Annotated in this window: 21 protein-coding genes; all 21 read left to right on the top strand. The window is 49.0% G+C overall.

The annotated features are described in order from the left end of the window. The first annotated feature begins 117 nt into the window (after positions 1 to 117). Positions 118 to 2,286, top strand: coding sequence for a 4-alpha-glucanotransferase (gene malQ, locus QP420_RS02625; protein ID WP_481616537.1), 2,169 nt, complete (start codon positions 118 to 120; stop codon positions 2,284 to 2,286). 302 nt (positions 2,287 to 2,588) lie between these two features. Then, a complete protein-coding gene (gene rplM / locus QP420_RS02630) occupies positions 2,589 to 3,038 on the top strand; it encodes a 50S ribosomal protein L13 (protein ID WP_060786830.1) in 450 nt (149 codons plus the stop codon). Positions 3,039 to 3,058: 20 nt separating this feature from the next. Further along, positions 3,059 to 3,547: a 30S ribosomal protein S9 gene (gene rpsI, locus QP420_RS02635; RefSeq protein WP_060786867.1), complete on the top strand. Its 489-nt coding sequence runs from the start codon at positions 3,059 to 3,061 to the stop codon at positions 3,545 to 3,547. Positions 3,548 to 3,933: 386 nt separating this feature from the next. Beyond that, on the top strand, positions 3,934 to 6,639 hold the full coding sequence (gene adhE / locus QP420_RS02640) for a bifunctional acetaldehyde-CoA/alcohol dehydrogenase (protein WP_481616478.1): 2,706 nt from the start codon (positions 3,934 to 3,936) through the stop codon (positions 6,637 to 6,639). 320 nt (positions 6,640 to 6,959) lie between these two features. Then, complete coding sequence (gene rpsJ, locus QP420_RS02645; RefSeq protein WP_003808013.1) at positions 6,960 to 7,268, top strand: 30S ribosomal protein S10; 309 nt, start codon at positions 6,960 to 6,962, stop codon at positions 7,266 to 7,268. Between the two features lie 15 nt (positions 7,269 to 7,283). Next, positions 7,284 to 7,934 (top strand): 50S ribosomal protein L3, encoded by a 651-nt coding sequence (rplC, locus tag QP420_RS02650; RefSeq protein ID WP_004116043.1) that lies wholly within the window; start codon positions 7,284 to 7,286, stop codon positions 7,932 to 7,934. Positions 7,935 to 7,939: 5 nt separating this feature from the next. Continuing rightward, positions 7,940 to 8,605 carry a 50S ribosomal protein L4 gene (rplD, locus tag QP420_RS02655; RefSeq protein WP_060786832.1) on the top strand — a complete coding sequence of 222 codons (666 nt, stop codon included), beginning with the start codon at positions 7,940 to 7,942 and terminating at the stop codon, positions 8,603 to 8,605. A gap of 5 nt (positions 8,606 to 8,610) precedes the next feature. Further along, on the top strand, positions 8,611 to 8,907 hold the full coding sequence (rplW, locus tag QP420_RS02660) for a 50S ribosomal protein L23 (protein ID WP_415688968.1): 297 nt from the start codon (positions 8,611 to 8,613) through the stop codon (positions 8,905 to 8,907). 34 nt (positions 8,908 to 8,941) lie between these two features. Beyond that, positions 8,942 to 9,772, top strand: coding sequence for a 50S ribosomal protein L2 (gene rplB, locus QP420_RS02665; RefSeq protein ID WP_060786834.1), 831 nt, complete (start codon positions 8,942 to 8,944; stop codon positions 9,770 to 9,772). A 15-nt stretch (positions 9,773 to 9,787) separates the two neighbouring features. Further along, the gene (gene rpsS / locus QP420_RS02670; RefSeq protein ID WP_004114357.1) at positions 9,788 to 10,066 is read left to right on the top strand and encodes a 30S ribosomal protein S19; all 279 of its coding nucleotides are present in this window, start codon (positions 9,788 to 9,790) and stop codon (positions 10,064 to 10,066) included. Positions 10,067 to 10,082: 16 nt separating this feature from the next. After that, a complete protein-coding gene (gene rplV / locus QP420_RS02675; protein ID WP_004114358.1) occupies positions 10,083 to 10,442 on the top strand; it encodes a 50S ribosomal protein L22 in 360 nt (119 codons plus the stop codon). 2 nt (positions 10,443 to 10,444) lie between these two features. After that, positions 10,445 to 11,260 carry a 30S ribosomal protein S3 gene (rpsC, locus tag QP420_RS02680; RefSeq protein WP_004131698.1) on the top strand — a complete coding sequence of 272 codons (816 nt, stop codon included), beginning with the start codon at positions 10,445 to 10,447 and terminating at the stop codon, positions 11,258 to 11,260. A 4-nt stretch (positions 11,261 to 11,264) separates the two neighbouring features. Continuing rightward, entirely contained in the window at positions 11,265 to 11,684 is a 420-nt protein-coding gene (gene rplP / locus QP420_RS02685) for a 50S ribosomal protein L16 (protein ID WP_004114362.1), read from the top strand. Next, the gene (rpmC, locus tag QP420_RS02690) at positions 11,684 to 11,935 is read left to right on the top strand and encodes a 50S ribosomal protein L29 (RefSeq protein ID WP_481616479.1); all 252 of its coding nucleotides are present in this window, start codon (positions 11,684 to 11,686) and stop codon (positions 11,933 to 11,935) included. The genes rplP and rpmC overlap by 1 nt, the downstream gene beginning before the upstream one ends. Before the next feature lie 2 nt (positions 11,936 to 11,937). Continuing rightward, on the top strand, positions 11,938 to 12,204 hold the full coding sequence (gene rpsQ, locus QP420_RS02695) for a 30S ribosomal protein S17 (RefSeq protein ID WP_004114365.1): 267 nt from the start codon (positions 11,938 to 11,940) through the stop codon (positions 12,202 to 12,204). Between the two features lie 90 nt (positions 12,205 to 12,294). Beyond that, on the top strand, positions 12,295 to 12,663 hold the full coding sequence (rplN, locus tag QP420_RS02700; RefSeq protein WP_004114366.1) for a 50S ribosomal protein L14: 369 nt from the start codon (positions 12,295 to 12,297) through the stop codon (positions 12,661 to 12,663). 1 nt (position 12,664) lies between these two features. Continuing rightward, positions 12,665 to 13,000 carry a 50S ribosomal protein L24 gene (rplX, locus tag QP420_RS02705; RefSeq protein WP_004114367.1) on the top strand — a complete coding sequence of 112 codons (336 nt, stop codon included), beginning with the start codon at positions 12,665 to 12,667 and terminating at the stop codon, positions 12,998 to 13,000. Then, positions 12,997 to 13,569, top strand: a complete 573-nt coding sequence (gene rplE, locus QP420_RS02710; protein WP_004114368.1) for a 50S ribosomal protein L5 — start codon at positions 12,997 to 12,999, stop codon at positions 13,567 to 13,569. Before rplX ends, rplE begins: the two co-directional genes overlap by 4 nt. A 1-nt stretch (position 13,570) precedes the next feature. Continuing rightward, the gene (locus tag QP420_RS02715; RefSeq protein ID WP_004114370.1) at positions 13,571 to 13,756 is read left to right on the top strand and encodes a type Z 30S ribosomal protein S14; all 186 of its coding nucleotides are present in this window, start codon (positions 13,571 to 13,573) and stop codon (positions 13,754 to 13,756) included. An 83-nt stretch (positions 13,757 to 13,839) separates the two neighbouring features. Then, the gene (gene rpsH / locus QP420_RS02720; RefSeq protein WP_004131699.1) at positions 13,840 to 14,238 is read left to right on the top strand and encodes a 30S ribosomal protein S8; all 399 of its coding nucleotides are present in this window, start codon (positions 13,840 to 13,842) and stop codon (positions 14,236 to 14,238) included. A 16-nt stretch (positions 14,239 to 14,254) separates the two neighbouring features. After that, positions 14,255 to 14,794: a 50S ribosomal protein L6 gene (gene rplF / locus QP420_RS02725; RefSeq protein WP_060786835.1), complete on the top strand. Its 540-nt coding sequence runs from the start codon at positions 14,255 to 14,257 to the stop codon at positions 14,792 to 14,794. Position 14,795: the final 1 nt, after the last annotated feature.

Raw genomic sequence — 14,795 nt, forward strand, 5'->3', positions numbered from 1 at the left:
CTTGAGGATAAACGTAAAATAAACAATAATTGCATACGTTTGCATACGTTTGCATAAACAACACGCGTATACACGTAAATACGTACACACGTACACACATATATTACTATGGAAAATATGAACACTAAAAATGAAGAAACCACTAAGCCAGCAAGCCCATTGAAGCGATTGGCTGAGCTGATGGGCGTTCGCTCTAAATTCGTTGGATCAGACGGAGTTGAGCATCAAATTGCCGACAGCGTGCTTGTAAAAGTATTGCGCTCGCTATGTGTAGAAGCGCAAACCGATGAACAAATCGAAGAATCCACGCAAAAAATCCTTAACGAGCGTCACACTCGCTTAGTTGCGCCAACAGTTTTGCATACCGTTGGAAAAGAAAGCGAAGTAAGCGTAAATACAGGGATTTTGGAGTATCCTACTGCAAAGCTTGTTTTGGAAGATGGCAGCGAATACAAGGGTGATTTGCAGATTTTGCCCTCTAAAAACGACGTTGCAATTCCAGTAGACGGCAAGTTTGTAGCAACATCTTTGCTTAAGATTCCTGCAGACGTTCCAATGGGTTACCACACTTTGCGCGTTAGCGTTGCGGATCGCGTAGAAGAGGCCACTCTTATTAGCGCGCCAGAAAGCATTGATACGATTGACAAGTTAGAAAAAGACGGCAAGCAGATTTGGGGTTGGATGGCTCAGCTCTATTCAATTCGTTCGTCTAAGTCTTGGGGTGTAGGAGATTACGCCGATTTGGCTGATTTGCTTGTTAAGGCTAAAGAAAAGTCGGGAGCAGATTTTGTTCTTATAAATCCGCTTCATGCAGGCGAACCAGTTGCCCCATTAACTCCGTCTCCATATTTGCCTGTTGCCAGGTCAATGGTAAACGTTACGTATATTCGCCCAGAAAGCATTCCAGAATATAATCTTCTTAGCGAACAAGACCGCAAAAGTGTTGACGATTTGCATAGTCAAGTAGAGCCTCTTAATAACGATGCTCAGATTATTGACCGCGACGCAATGTGGCGTGTAAAAATGCATGCTTTGTGGATTATTTTTAAGTCGGGCATGCAATCCGCTCGCGCACAAGAGTTTGAAGCGTTTAAAAAAGATATGGGAGATACGCTTGAATCTTATGCGACTTGGTGCCTTTGCTACGATAAGTGGGGCGCTCCTAACGGCAGCGATTGCTGGGAGAAGCATCTTACTAAGGATTCCGATGAGATTAGCGCTTTAGCAAAGCAGTTCCCAGATACGCTAGAGTTTTATCGCTGGCTTGAATGGATTGCGTTTGGTCAGTTGCACGACGCGCAAATGGCGGCTAAAAAAGCAGGCATGCGCATTGGAATTATGTCGGATATGGCCGTTGGTGTGCATCCAGCAGGTTCTGAAGTTTGGTGGAATCCAGAGCGATTTGCAAATGGTGCGTGCGTTGGCGCCCCACCTGATTACTTTAACCAGCAGGGTCAAAATTGGTCCCAGCCTCCGCTTAATCCGTTTGAGCTTGAGCGCACGGGCTTTAAGACCTACAGAGATATGGTTCATGGCATGTTTGCTTCTGCAGGAGCTGTACGAATTGACCATATTCTTGGACTTTTCCGCCTTTGGTGGATTCCAGAAGGATCCACTCCAGGCGACGGTGCCTATGTTTACTACGATGCAAACATTATGCTTGGCATTCTTGCGATTGAAGCAACGCGCGCTAATGGCGTTGTAGTTGGAGAAGATCTTGGCGTTGTGCCAGCTGAAACTCTAGAAGTTTTGGCTAAAAACAAGGTTCTTGGCTGTACAGTTGAGTGGTTTGAACAGAGTAACAACGTATTCCGCGAGCCTAAGAAGTGGCGCGAAATGACGCTTGCATCTGTAAATACTCACGATATGCCACCTGCCGCAGGGTACTTAAACTACGAGCATGTTAACATTCGTGAGCGTTTGAATCTTCTTACTGGATCTGTAGAAGAGTTCCGCGCTGACGCTGTTAAAGAGCATAATGCAATGCTTAAGATGCTTGTTTCTAGCGGATTCTTAAGCGAAAGCGCGCTAGAGGACGAATCGCAGCATGAGCAGGAGATTGTTGAAGCGTTGTATAAAGCGCTTAAAGCTGCACCTTCTAAGTTGCTTGCTGCATCTATTGTTGATGCAACTGGCGAGCACAGAGCGCAAAATCAGCCTGGAACAAACAACGAATATCCAAATTGGCGTATTCCTTTGGCAGATGCCGATTGCAATCCTGTTCTTTTGGACGATTTATTCGACTTGCCTAGAGTTAAGTCTTTAGCGCAAATCATGAATAAGTAGAGATAGATGCGTAAATAATTGCGGGCTGCAGCGTTTGTTTTTGACTTGCGAGCGTTGTAGTCCGCATTTGCATAACATTGTGGTCCGTGATGTAGTCCGCATTGTATGTAAAATAGAAATTTGCAAATAGTCGTCATATGGCGATATACTTGCAGATTGTTGTGTTTCCCTAAGGGGTCCTTCAAAGCGCTTTTCCCACTCGCCATCGAGGACTTTCAGGGAGCCCACGGATTATGAGTAGAGTATTTTCTATAAACCAAGAAGATATAAAGCTCGAAACACAATAGAGAAAAGGTACGATTGTGAAGACTTTCACACCGAAACCAGCAGATTTAACTCATGACTGGTACATTATCGACGCCACTGATGTGGTGCTTGGTCGCTTGGCTTCCCAGGTAGCTATTTTGCTTCGTGGTAAGAATAAGCCAACTTATGCTCCTCACGCTGATTCTGGCAATCACGTTATTATTATTAACGCAGATAAGATTGCTTTGACTGGCAATAAGTTGAGCAAGGAATTGTATTCCCACTCTGGCCGTCCAGGTGGACTTCGCCGCGATAGCTATGCTGAGCTTTTGGAGAAGAATCCAAAGCGCATCATCGTTTCCGCTGTTAAGGGAATGCTTCCAAAGAATCGTCTTGCTAAGGTTCAGCTTGATCGCCTTCGTGTGTTCACTGGCGCTGAGCATCCTCATATTTCGCAAAAGCCACAGGTCTTCGAGATCTCTCAGGTTAGCCAGCAGGCTAAGTGAATCGTAAGGAGAATATGATTATGGTAGATAACAACAACTCCGCGGTTCTTGAGAACGAAGAAGAACTGACTAGCTACACCACCGAAACCAACGCTGGCGCAGGCACTGGTACTTCCGCTATTGCTCCAGGCTATGGCACTGGTCGTCGTAAGGAAGCCGTTGCTCGTGTTCGCTTGGTTCCAGGTTCTGGTAAGTGGACTATTAATGGCCGCACTCTTGAGGAATACTTCCCATCTCGCTTATTGCAGCGCGAAGTTAATTCCCCAATCGTGCTTCTAAAGCTTGAAGGTAAGTTCGACGTTGTCGTTTTGGTAGACGGCGGCGGCACCACTGGTCAAGCAGGCGCAATTCGCTTGGGCGTTGCCCGCGCTTTGAATGCTATTGACCGCGATGCAAACCGTGCTTCCCTAAAGAAGGCTGGCTTCTTGACCCGCGACTCTCGCGTTGTGGAACGCAAGAAGGCTGGTTTGCACAAGGCACGTCGTGCACCTCAGTTCTCGAAGCGTTAAGCTGCGAAGAATTACAACTTCAATGGCTTCTGGCTTATGCTGGGAGCCATTTTTTATTTGTGTTTTTATTCGTGCGTAATCTAAATCAAGTTAAATGTTATTAATCGTTTGCAAGTTGTCTCTAAATCTAACATTCTAGAAAATTTTTCAGTAAATCGCACATAAATCATTACAAATAAGAACAAATAACGAACATTAGAGGATAAACCTCGCTCATAAATAGCGCAACTCGCTGCAAAGCCAAAATAGTACAGTAAATCAAGTAGATTGTGAACTGTATCACATACCAGCATTATGATGCGTCTTTCATAGAAGATTATGCATGTAAATGTTGATGTGCCAAAGCGTAGAAGTACGTAAGGAATCTAAAGATCGAGGAGGACCATATGGCGCAGGCGCAAACAACGGCGCAAGAAAATGTGCTCGATGAAAAAGAGCAAGCGGCATTAGCTGCAAAACAAGAAGTTGATGAGTTAGCTAAAAAAGCAAAAGTCGCTTTAGATGAATTTGAAAAGCTGAATCAGGCTCAGGTAGATAGAATCGTAGCAAAGGCCTCAATCGCAGCTTTAAACAAGCACTTAGTCTTGGCAAAAATGGCTGTTGAAGAAACAGGCCGAGGATTAGTGGAAGATAAGGCTACAAAAAACATCTTTGCATGCGAACATATTACGCATTATCTTGCAGGCCAGCGTACGGTTGGCATTATTAGAGAAGATGACGTTCTTGGAATCGACGAAATCGCTGAGCCAGTTGGCATTGTGGCGGGTGTTACACCAGTTACAAACCCAACTTCCACAGCCATTTTTAAGTCGTTAATCGCACTTAAAACTCGTTGCCCAATTATTTTTGGCTTCCATCCATTTGCTCAAAAGTGCTCTGCAGAAGCGGCTAGGATTGTGCGCGATGCAGCAATAGAAGCGGGCGCGCCAGAAAACTGCATTCAGTGGATTGAACACCCATCAATCGAAGCTACGGGAGCTTTGATGAAGCACCCAGACGTTGCAACAATTCTTGCAACGGGCGGCCCTGGAATGGTTAAGGCTGCTTATTCTTCGGGAAAGCCAGCATTGGGCGTTGGCGCAGGAAACGCTCCAGCATACGTTGATGCAGATGTAGATATTGAGCGCGCTGCAAACGATTTGGTACTTTCAAAGCATTTTGACTACGGCATGATTTGCGCAACCGAGCAGGCGATTATTGCGCATAAAGATGTGTACAATGCTTTGAAGTTAGAATTAAAGCGCCGTAAAGCTTACTTTGTAAACGAAGAAGAAAAGGCAAAGCTTGAGCAATACATGTTTGGTTGCACGTCTTACAGCGGCCAGACTCCAAAGCTTAATTCTGTTGTTCCTGGAAAGTCACCTCAATTTATTGCGCAGCAGGCTGGATTTGAGATTCCAGAAGATGCCGTGATTCTTATTGCCGAATGCAAAGAAGTTGGCGAGATGGAGCCGCTAACAATGGAAAAGTTGGCTCCTGTTCATGCTTTGCTTAAGGCAGATAGCAAAGAACAAGGCTTTGAAATGTGCGAGAAGATGCTTGTTCACGGAGCAGGCCACACTGCTGTAATTCACACCAATAATCAGCAGCTTGCTCGCGAATATGGCAGCCGCATGCACGCATGCCGAATCATTTGGAACTCCCCAGGATCTTTGGGCGGCGTTGGAGATATTTACAATGCAATCGCGCCTTCTTTAACTTTGGGATGCGGTTCTTATGGTGGAAACTCTGTTTCTGGAAACGTTCAAGCAGTCAATCTTATTAATATAAAGCGCATAGCGCGAAGGAATAACAATATGCAATGGTTCAAGATTCCGGCCAAAACGTATTTTGAGCCGAATGCTGTTCGTTATTTGCGTGACATGTATGGCATTGAGCGTGCCGTTATTGTGTGCGATAAAGTGATGGAACAGCTTGGAATTATAGACAAGGTGATTGATCAGCTTCGCGCTAGAGATAATCGCGTAACGTTTAGAATTATTGACTACGTTGAGCCAGAGCCAAGCGTTGAAACTGTTGAGCGCGGTGCGGAAATGATGCGTGAAGAGTTCCAGCCAGACACGATTATTGCTGTTGGCGGCGGTTCTCCAATGGACGCTGCAAAGATTATGTGGCTTCTTTACGAGCACCCAGAAATTTCCTTCGCAGATTTGCGCGAGAAGTTCTTTGATATTAGAAAGCGCGCGTTTAAGATTCCGCCTCTTGGTAAAAAGGCTTGCTTGATTTGCGTGCCAACGTCTTCTGGAACAGGATCGGAAGTTACTCCGTTTGCTGTTATTACAGACCATAAGACGGGTTACAAGTATCCGATTACGGATTACGCGATTACGCCTTCGGTTGCAATTGTGGATCCTGTTTTGGCGCGTACTCAGCCTAGAAAACTTGCTTGCGATTCTGGTTTTGACGCTTTGACGCACTCTATGGAAGCCTTTGCATCTGTTTATGCTAACGACTTTACGGACGCAATGGCTTTGCATGCAGCAAAGTTGATTTGGGATAATCTTAACGATTCTGTGAATGCCGAAGATTCTGAGCGCAAGATTCAAGCGCAAGAGAAGATGCATAACGCAGCTACTATGGCTGGAATGGCGTTTGGCTCTGCGTTCCTTGGAATGTGCCACGCAATGGCGCATACAATCGGAGCTTTGTGCCACGTTGTGCACGGTCACACGAATGCAATTTTGCTGCCTTATGTAATTCGCTACAATGGTCAAATTCCACAAGAGCCTACAAGCTGGCCAAAGTACAATCGCTACATTGCTCCAGAGCGCTACCAGCAGCTTGCTAAGAATCTTGGCGTAGATCCTGGTAAAACTCCTCAGGAGGGCGTAGAGAATTTGGCGCGTGCTGTTGAAAACTACAGGGACAATCTTCTTAGCATGGATGCCTCGTTTAAGGCGTGCGGTGTGGATGAAGAATACTATTGGTCTTTGTTGGATCAGATCGGTATGCGTGCTTACGAAGATCAGTGCGCTCCTGCAAATCCGCGTATTCCTCAAATCGAAGATATGAAGGATATTGCGATTGCAGCATATTATGGCGTTTCTCAAGAAGAAGGTCATCGTATGCGTTTAGAGCGTGAATCTAAGTGATTATTGAGTAATTTATTGCATATTTAGTTATAAATGGCAGAGGCTGCACTAGCTGTAGTTTCTGCCATTTTTCGTTGGAAAATAGCCGACACGCCCGATTTTTGTTAATCCAAGGTTGATGGTTTAATTACTTAGTTGCCTGTTTTTAAGGCTCGCATATTGTAATTCAAAAAAGCGAGCGCAGAAGCAGAAATCGCAGTTTTTTGTTGATTTTTGTAGGCTGCGCACTGATGTGGAATGGCCTTTAGTGTCTATTCTCCCGGTGCCCTTTAATACAGGTTGGTAAACAGTAAACGAATCGCTAGAAAGGGCGGACGGCAATGGCGGGACAGAAAATCCGCATCAGGCTTAAGTCCTATGACCATGAGGTCATCGACCAATCGGCGAAGAAAATCGTCGAGACGGTGACGAACGCGGGCGCCACAGTAGTGGGTCCGGTTCCTCTGCCGACCGAGAAGAACGTGTTTGTTGTTATCCGTTCTCCTCACAAATATAAGGATTCTCGCGAGCATTTCGAGATGCGCACTCATAAGCGCCTCATTGACATCGTTGATCCAACGCCAAAGGCTGTGGATTCTTTGATGCACATTGACCTGCCTGCGGATGTAAATATCGAGATTAAGCTGTAGGAAGGGGGGTAAATAATGTCGCAAAATAAGAATCGCACTGCTTTGCTCGGCCGTAAGCTGGGCATGAGCCAGGTTTGGGATGAAAACGGCCTTTTTGTCCCCGTAACTCTGGTTGAGGTTGCTACCAACGTAGTTACCGCTGTTAAGACCGAAGAAACTGACGGTTATTGCGCCGTACAGCTCGGTTATGGCCAGATTGATCCTACCAAGGTTACCAAGCCATTGGCTGGTCACTTTGCAAAGGCTGGCGTGACTCCTCGTCGTCACCTCGCTGAGGTGCGCACTGAAAATGCAGCAGATTACAAGCCAGGTCAGGAATTGACCGCTGAGGTATTTGCTGAAGGTGCAGAAGTCGACGTAACGGGTACTACAAAGGGTAAAGGCTTTGCTGGCACAATCAAGCGTTGGGGCTTCAAGTCTTACCGTCGTACTCACGGCTCGCACAAGAATGAACGTCGTCCAGGTTCTGTGGGCGCATGTGCAACTCCAAGCCGCATTTTGAAGGGCAAGCGTATGGCTGGTCGCATGGGTCATGTGACTTCTACTGCGCTCAACCTCACAATCGTTTCTTCGGATGTTGAGAACGGTATTTTAGCTATCAAGGGTGCTATTCCAGGACCTAAGGGTGCTATCGTTCTAGTCCGTTCGGCAGTGAAGGGAGCCTGATTTAAATGGCAAACGTAACTCTGAACGTAACTGACACCAAGGGCAAGGCAAACGGCACTGTTGAAGCTCCTGCCGAGATTTTCGGCATCTCCAACGAAGACGTTTTGGCTCACGGCCCATTGGTTCATCAGGTCGTTATTGCTCAGCTTGCTGCTGCTCGCCAGGGTACTCACGCGGTTAAGAATCGCGCTAACGTATCTGGTGGCGGTAAGAAGCCATGGAAGCAAAAGGGCACTGGTCGTGCTCGTCAAGGCTCCATTCGCGCTCCACAGTGGGTGCATGGTGGCGTTGTACACGGTCCAGTTCCTCGCAAGTACGATCAGCGTACTCCAAAGAAGATGAAGGCAGCTGCTCTTCGTTATGCTCTTTCGGATCGTGCAAATGCTGGTCGCATTGCAATTGTGGACTTTGGCATTAAGGATGTTCCATCCACCAAGGCAGCTGTTGCAGCACTTACACCAGTAACTAAGGATCAGTTCACCACCGTTGTTCTCTCTCGCGAGAACATCAACGAGTGGATGTCTGTTCGTAACATTCCTACGGTGCATGTGATCTTCGCTGATCAGCTCAACACCTACGATGTCATCACCGCTCAGTACGTCGTCTTCTCCAAGGAAGGTTTCGAAGCCTTCGTTGCAGCTAAGACCGAGCCTGAAGTTAAGGAGGCCTGATTTAAATGGTCGCAGTCCATAACCCAGCACATGACATCATTTTAAAGCCTGTTGTTTCCGAAAAAAGCTATGCAGCTTCCGATCGTGGCCAGTACACCTTCGTTGTAGCTCCAGATGCTAATAAGGTTCAGATTAAGCAGGCTATCGAAGAGATCTTCAAGGTCAAGGTAACGAATGTTAATACCTTGAACCGCGCTGGCAAGCTTAAGCGCTCCCGCACCGGCTTCGGTCGTCGTGTGAATCAAAAGCGCGCTATTGTCACCGTGGCACAAGGCCAGACAATCGATATCTTTGGTAACTGAAGGCTAGCCGAGAAAAGTAAAGGAATACTACATTATGGCTATCCGCGTTTATAAGCCTACGACTGCAGGACGTCGTAACGCTTCGGTTTCGGACTTCTCCGAGATTACGCGTTCCACTCCTGAAAAGTCGTTGGTACGCAAACTCAGCAAAACTGGCGGTCGTAACTCTTACGGTCGCATGACTTCCCGCCATCGCGGCGGCGGACACAAGCGTCAGTATCGTCTCATTGACTTTAAGCGTTGGGACAAGGATGGCGTGCCAGCAAAGGTTGCTCACATTGAGTATGACCCTAATCGTTCCGCTCGCATCGCATTGTTGCATTATGCAGATGGTGAGAAGCGCTACATTATCGCTCCTGAAGGCATTTCCCAGGGAGATGTTATTGAGACTGGCGCCAAGGCTGATATTAAGCCAGGCAACAACTTGCCTCTTAAGAACATCCCAACTGGTACCGTGGTTCACGCAATCGAGCTTCGTCCACTTGGTGGCGCAAAGATTGCACGCTCCGCAGGTGCTGCCGTTCAGCTCGTAGCTAAGGATGGCGCTTACGTTCAGTTGCGTATGCCATCTGGCGAAATTCGTAACGTGGACGCTCGTTGCCGCGCTACAATCGGCGAGGTTGGCAACTCCGACCACGCTAATATCGAGCTTGGTAAGGCAGGTCGTGCTCGTTGGCTTGGTCGCAGGCCAATCACCCGAGGCGAATCTATGAACCCTGTTGATCACCCTCATGGTGGTCGTACCCGTGGTGGTAAACCACCTGTTTCTCCATGGGGCAAGGGCGAGGTTCGTACCCGCCGTCCGAAGAAGGCTTCGAACAAGATGATTGTTCGTCGTCGTCCGAATGGTAAGAACCGCAAGTAAGGGAGTGTCGAACAGATGACTCGTAGCATCAAGAAGGGCCCTTTCGTCGACGCCCACTTACAGAAGAAAGTCGATGAGCAAAACGACAAGGGCACGCATAACGTCATCAAGACGTGGTCGCGTCGTTCGATGATCACTCCTGATTTCATTGGACACACCTTTGCCGTACACGATGGCCGCAAGCATGTGCCGGTATTCGTTACCGAAGCAATGGTTGGTCATAAGCTCGGTGAATTCGCCCCAACCAAGACCTTCAAGGGTCATGTGAAGGACGACAAGAAAGCACGCCGCTAAAGGAGAGTTAGGACACATGGAAGCTAAAGCAATCGCTCGTCACGTACGTGTGACGCCGCGCAAGGCTCGCCGCATGGTCGACCTCATCCGAGGCAAGCGTGCAAGCGAAGCTATTACCATTTTGAAGTTTGCTCCTCAAGACGCATCGTTGCCGGTGCGCAAGGTTCTTGAAAGCGCGATCGCTAATGCTCGCGTTAAGGCCGAAAAGGCTGGAGAACCATTCCGCGAGCAAGACTTGGTCATCAAGGAAACTTATGTGGATGAGGGCGTAACGCTTAAGCGTTTCCGTGCTCGTGCACAGGGTCGCGCTGCGCGCATTAACAAGCGCACAAGCCATATCACTGTTATCGTCTCGCTTAAGGAAGGGGATCGCTAAAGATGGGTCAGAAGATCAATCCTTTCGGCTATCGCCTGGGCATTACCGAGAATCATCGCTCTAGGTGGTTCTCCGATTCTACTAAAGCCGGCGAGCGTTACCGTGACTTCGTCCTTGAGGATGACAAGATTCGCAAGGAAATGAGCCATGACCTCGAACGTGCAGGCGTGTCCCGCATTGTTATCGAGCGTACCCGTGACCGCGTTCGTGTGGATATTCACACCGCTCGTCCAGGTATTATCATCGGTCGTCGTGGCGCAGAAGCCGAGCGTGTTCGTGCAAAGCTTGAGAAGCTCACTGGTAAGCAAGTACAGCTCAACATCTTTGAAGTAAAGAACGCTGCACTTGACGCTCAATTAGTTGCTCAGGGAATTGCGGAACAGTTGACTAACCGCGTTACATTCCGTCGCGCTATGCGTAAGGCACAGCAAGACGCAATGCGCGCAGGTGCCAAGGGTATCCGTATTAAGCTCTCTGGTCGCCTTGGTGGCGCCGAAATGAGCCGTTCTGAGTTCTACCGCGAAGGTCGCGTTCCACTGCAGACCTTGCGCGCCCTTATTGATTACGGCTTCTTTGAAGCTAAGACCACTTACGGCCGTATTGGCGTAAAGGTTTGGATTTACAAGGGCGATATGACTGAGCGTGAGTTCGAAGAGCAGCAGGCTCAGCAGGGTAAGCGTGAAGGTCGCCGTGGCGATCGTCGTCCACGTCGTGGCGCACGCTCTGCCAATCAGCAGAAGGCTACCGAGGCACAGGCCGAAAAGCCAGCCGAGGCTGTAGCTGCTGAAGCTCCTGCCGCAACGGAAACGAAGGAGTGAGCAGATGCTTATCCCAAAAAGGACTAAATATCGCAAGCAGCACCGTCCTACCCGTAGCGGCATGTCTAAGGGTGGAACCGCTATCGCTTTCGGCGATTTCGGTATTCAGGCGCTGGCTCCGGCGTACATCACTAACCGTCAGATCGAGGCAGCCCGTATCGCAATGACCCGCTATATTAAGCGTGGTGGTCGCGTGTGGATTACGGTTTTCCCTGATCGTCCATTAACCAAGCACCCGCTTGGTGCACGAATGGGTTCTGGTAAGGGCGCTCCAGAATTCTGGATTGCCAACATTCACCCAGGTCGTGTAATGTTCGAGATCGGTGGTGTTTCTGAGGACGTCGCTCGCGAGGCTTTGCGCCGCGCTATCGACAAGCTCCCAATGAAATGCCGTGTTATTGCGCGTGAAGGCGGTGACATCTGATGCCAGTCGGAACTGCAGACTACACCATCAAGAATTTAAACGAGAAGACTAATGCTGAAATTGAAGGCTTCTTAAAGAAGTCTAAGGAAGAGCTTTTTAACTTGCGCTTCCAGGCAGCAACTGGTCAACTTGAAAACAGCGCTCGCCTCAAGGCGGTCAAGCACGGCATAGCCAGGATGTATACTGTCCTGCGTGAGCGTGAACTCGGCATCAGCCAAGAGCCTGGCGCCACTGAGGTCAAGGAGAAGTAAGCATGGCTGAGAACCAAGAGCGCAACTTCCGCAAGGTTCGTCGCGGCTACGTCGTGTCCGAGGCCATGGACAAGACGATTGCCGTGGAGTTGGAGCAGCGTTCGACACACCCACTTTACGGTAAAGTCGTCCGCTCCACCCGCAAGGTCAAGGCCCATGATGAACACAATGAGGCGCATATTGGCGACCTCGTGAGTATTATGGAAACTCGTCCTTTGAGCAAGACCAAGCGTTGGCGTCTCGACTCGATTATCGAGCGCGCCAAGTAAACAAGTTCAGCAAGGCTCCGCGCTTCACCTGTGCTGCTTATTTGAGCGGTACGGGTGAGCGGGGAGAACCAGCTCGACTAAGGAGAATCAATGATTCAGCAGGAAACGCGGCTTCATGTCGCCGACAACACGGGTGCTAAGGAATTGCTTGCCATCCGCGTGCTCGGTGGATCGAAGCGACGCTATGCCGGCATCGGCGACATTATCGTCGCCTCCGTTAAGGATGCTATTCCTGGCGGGTCGGTCAAGAAAGGCGACGTAGTTAAGGCTGTCGTCGTCCGTACTGTCAAGGAACATCGTCGTGTTGATGGTTCCTATATTAAGTTCGACGAGAACGCCGCTGTTATTCTCGGCTCTGGCCGTGAACCAAAGGGCACTCGTATCTTTGGACCAGTCGGTCGTGAATTGCGCGATAAGCGCTTCATGAAGATTGTGTCCCTCGCCCCGGAGGTGATCTGAGATGGTAGCCAAGATTAAGTCCGGCGACCAGGTAAAGGTTATCCGCGGCAAGGATCGCGGTAAGGAAGGCAAAGTACTTCGTGTACTCGCCGAAGACCGTTTGATCGTCGAGGGTGTTCAGGTTGTTAAGAAGCATGTGCGTGCTACCCAGCAGGGTCAGCAGGCAGGCATCGTCTCTGTTGAGGCTCCAATTCACCGTTCTAACGTTATGGTGATTGACCCAGAGACCAAGCAGCCAACCCGCGTGGGCGTGATTGTTAAGCAAGAAGCTCGCGACGGCAAGGTAAAGACCGTGCGCGTGCGTGTAGCTAAGAAGTCCGGAAAGGAGCTGGCATGACCGATACTACAGTTGAGGCGCCGGCAACTCCGCGCTTAAAGCAGCAATACAATGATCAAATCGTTCCAGCTTTGGAAAAGGAATTTGGCCACACTAATCCTATGCAGGTGGCTCGTTTGCAGAAGGTCGTCGTCTCTATGGGCGTTGGCGCTGCAGCTCGTGATTCCAAGCTCATCGAAGGTGCGATTAAGGATCTCACTTTGATTACTGGTCAGAAGCCAAAGGTTACCAAGGCTAAGAAGTCTGTTGCGCAGTTCCATTTGCGCGAAGGTCAGGCTATTGGCGCTTACGTAACTCTTCGCGGTGATCGTATGTGGGAGTTCTTGGATCGTTTGCTCACTCTGGCTCTGCCACGTATCCGCGATTTCCGTGGTATTAATGGCAACCAGTTCGACGGTCAGGGTAACTACAACTTCGGTCTTACGGAGCAGTCAATGTTCCACGAGATTGATCCTGATTCGATTGATCATCAGCGTGGTATGGACATCACCGTGGTGACCACCACCAAGGACGATGTGGAAGCGAAGTCGCTACTTAAGCACCTCGGTTTCCCATTCAAGGAGAACTGATATGGCAAAAACCGCTCTGAAAAACAAGGCGGCCGCTAAGCCGAAGTTCAAGGTGCGCGCTTATACGCGTTGCCAGGTTTGTGGTCGTCCTCACTCCGTGTATCGCAAGTTCGGTCTGTGCCGTGTATGCCTTCGTGAAAAGGCACATCGCGGTGAACTGCCGGGTGTTACGAAGTCCAGTTGGTAAATATCGACGCTGAAGGTCCACTGCTTTATTAATTAAAACAAACAGGCGGTGGAAACCACGGCGAGAAAGGGCGTTAGCCCAACATGACAATGACAGATCCTATCGCAGACATGTTGACACGTCTGCGTAATGCGAGCGCGGCAAAGCACGATATCGTGGAAATGCCGTACTCCAAGTTCAAGGCGAATATCGCCGAGATTCTTAAGCGCGAAGGCTATATTAAAGACTTCGCTGCTAAAGAAGCTAAGGTTGGACAGACTTTGGAAGTCACTTTAAAGTATGGCTCCAATGGTCAGCGTTCCATCCAGGGCATTAAGCGCATTTCTAAGCCAGGCTTGCGTCGTTACGCAAAGTCTGATTCTTTGCCTATGCCTCTTGGCGGTCTCGGTATCGCTATTATCTCGACCAGCTCGGGATTGTTGACTCAGAAGGAATGCCTCGATCGAGGCATTGGCGGCGAGATTGTCGCCTACGTATGGTGAGAAAGGAGAGCTGAAAATGGCATCGCATATTGGTAAGCTCCCCGTCGACATTCCTGCAGGCGTGGAAGTTAAGATTGAAGGTCAGTCCTTTAGCGCTAAGGGTGCTAAGGGCTCTGATTCCTATGTAATTCCAGAAGGTATTACCGCTGAAGTTGCTGATGGCAAGATTGTTTTGACCCCAGTTGACGATTTGCGTCCAACTCGTGCAAAGCACGGTTTGGCTCGCGCAATCGTGGCGTCTATGGTTAAGGGTGTGCACGAAGGCTACACCAAGACTCTAGACATTGTTGGAACTGGTTATCGTGCTGTAATGAAGGGCAAGGGCATTGAGTTCTCGCTCGGTTATTCGCACACCATTACCGTTCAGCCACCTGAGGGCATTGAGTTTGAATTGCCAAACGCAAATCAGGTAATCGTCAAGGGTACTGACAAGCAGGCCGTTGGTCAGGCTGCCGCTAACATTCGCAAGCTTCGTGCTCCAGAACCTTATAAGGGCAAGGGCATTAAGTACAGCGATGAGCGTATTTTGCGCAAGGCTGGAAAGGCTGGTAAGTGAT

It is taken from the genome of Bifidobacterium sp. UMB1197 (genome assembly GCF_030217745.1).
GTDB classification, from domain to species: domain Bacteria; phylum Actinomycetota; class Actinomycetes; order Actinomycetales; family Bifidobacteriaceae; genus Bifidobacterium; species Bifidobacterium vaginale_B.

What these genes read in the sequence shown, in the direction of transcription:
- rplC (WP_004116043.1), top strand. Translation starts at nt 7,284, where the DNA reads ATGTCGCAAAATAAGAATCGCACTGCTTTGCTCGGCCGTAAGCTGGGC.
- rpsJ (WP_003808013.1), top strand. Translation starts at nt 6,960, where the DNA reads ATGGCGGGACAGAAAATCCGCATCAGGCTTAAGTCCTATGACCATGAG.
- rplE (WP_004114368.1), top strand. Translation starts at nt 12,997, where the DNA reads ATGACCGATACTACAGTTGAGGCGCCGGCAACTCCGCGCTTAAAGCAG.
- rplV (WP_004114358.1), top strand. Translation starts at nt 10,083, where the DNA reads ATGGAAGCTAAAGCAATCGCTCGTCACGTACGTGTGACGCCGCGCAAG.
- QP420_RS02715 (WP_004114370.1), top strand. Translation starts at nt 13,571, where the DNA reads ATGGCAAAAACCGCTCTGAAAAACAAGGCGGCCGCTAAGCCGAAGTTC.
- rplW (WP_415688968.1), top strand. Translation starts at nt 8,611, where the DNA reads ATGGTCGCAGTCCATAACCCAGCACATGACATCATTTTAAAGCCTGTT.
- malQ (WP_481616537.1), top strand. Translation starts at nt 118, where the DNA reads ATGAACACTAAAAATGAAGAAACCACTAAGCCAGCAAGCCCATTGAAG.
- rpsQ (WP_004114365.1), top strand. Translation starts at nt 11,938, where the DNA reads ATGGCTGAGAACCAAGAGCGCAACTTCCGCAAGGTTCGTCGCGGCTAC.
- rpsI (WP_060786867.1), top strand. Translation starts at nt 3,059, where the DNA reads ATGGTAGATAACAACAACTCCGCGGTTCTTGAGAACGAAGAAGAACTG.
- rpsS (WP_004114357.1), top strand. Translation starts at nt 9,788, where the DNA reads ATGACTCGTAGCATCAAGAAGGGCCCTTTCGTCGACGCCCACTTACAG.
- rpsH (WP_004131699.1), top strand. Translation starts at nt 13,840, where the DNA reads ATGACAATGACAGATCCTATCGCAGACATGTTGACACGTCTGCGTAAT.
- rplN (WP_004114366.1), top strand. Translation starts at nt 12,295, where the DNA reads ATGATTCAGCAGGAAACGCGGCTTCATGTCGCCGACAACACGGGTGCT.
- rplD (WP_060786832.1), top strand. Translation starts at nt 7,940, where the DNA reads ATGGCAAACGTAACTCTGAACGTAACTGACACCAAGGGCAAGGCAAAC.
- rpsC (WP_004131698.1), top strand. Translation starts at nt 10,445, where the DNA reads ATGGGTCAGAAGATCAATCCTTTCGGCTATCGCCTGGGCATTACCGAG.
- rpmC (WP_481616479.1), top strand. Translation starts at nt 11,684, where the DNA reads ATGCCAGTCGGAACTGCAGACTACACCATCAAGAATTTAAACGAGAAG.
- rplX (WP_004114367.1), top strand. Translation starts at nt 12,665, where the DNA reads ATGGTAGCCAAGATTAAGTCCGGCGACCAGGTAAAGGTTATCCGCGGC.
- adhE (WP_481616478.1), top strand. Translation starts at nt 3,934, where the DNA reads ATGGCGCAGGCGCAAACAACGGCGCAAGAAAATGTGCTCGATGAAAAA.
- rplF (WP_060786835.1), top strand. Translation starts at nt 14,255, where the DNA reads ATGGCATCGCATATTGGTAAGCTCCCCGTCGACATTCCTGCAGGCGTG.
- rplP (WP_004114362.1), top strand. Translation starts at nt 11,265, where the DNA reads ATGCTTATCCCAAAAAGGACTAAATATCGCAAGCAGCACCGTCCTACC.
- rplB (WP_060786834.1), top strand. Translation starts at nt 8,942, where the DNA reads ATGGCTATCCGCGTTTATAAGCCTACGACTGCAGGACGTCGTAACGCT.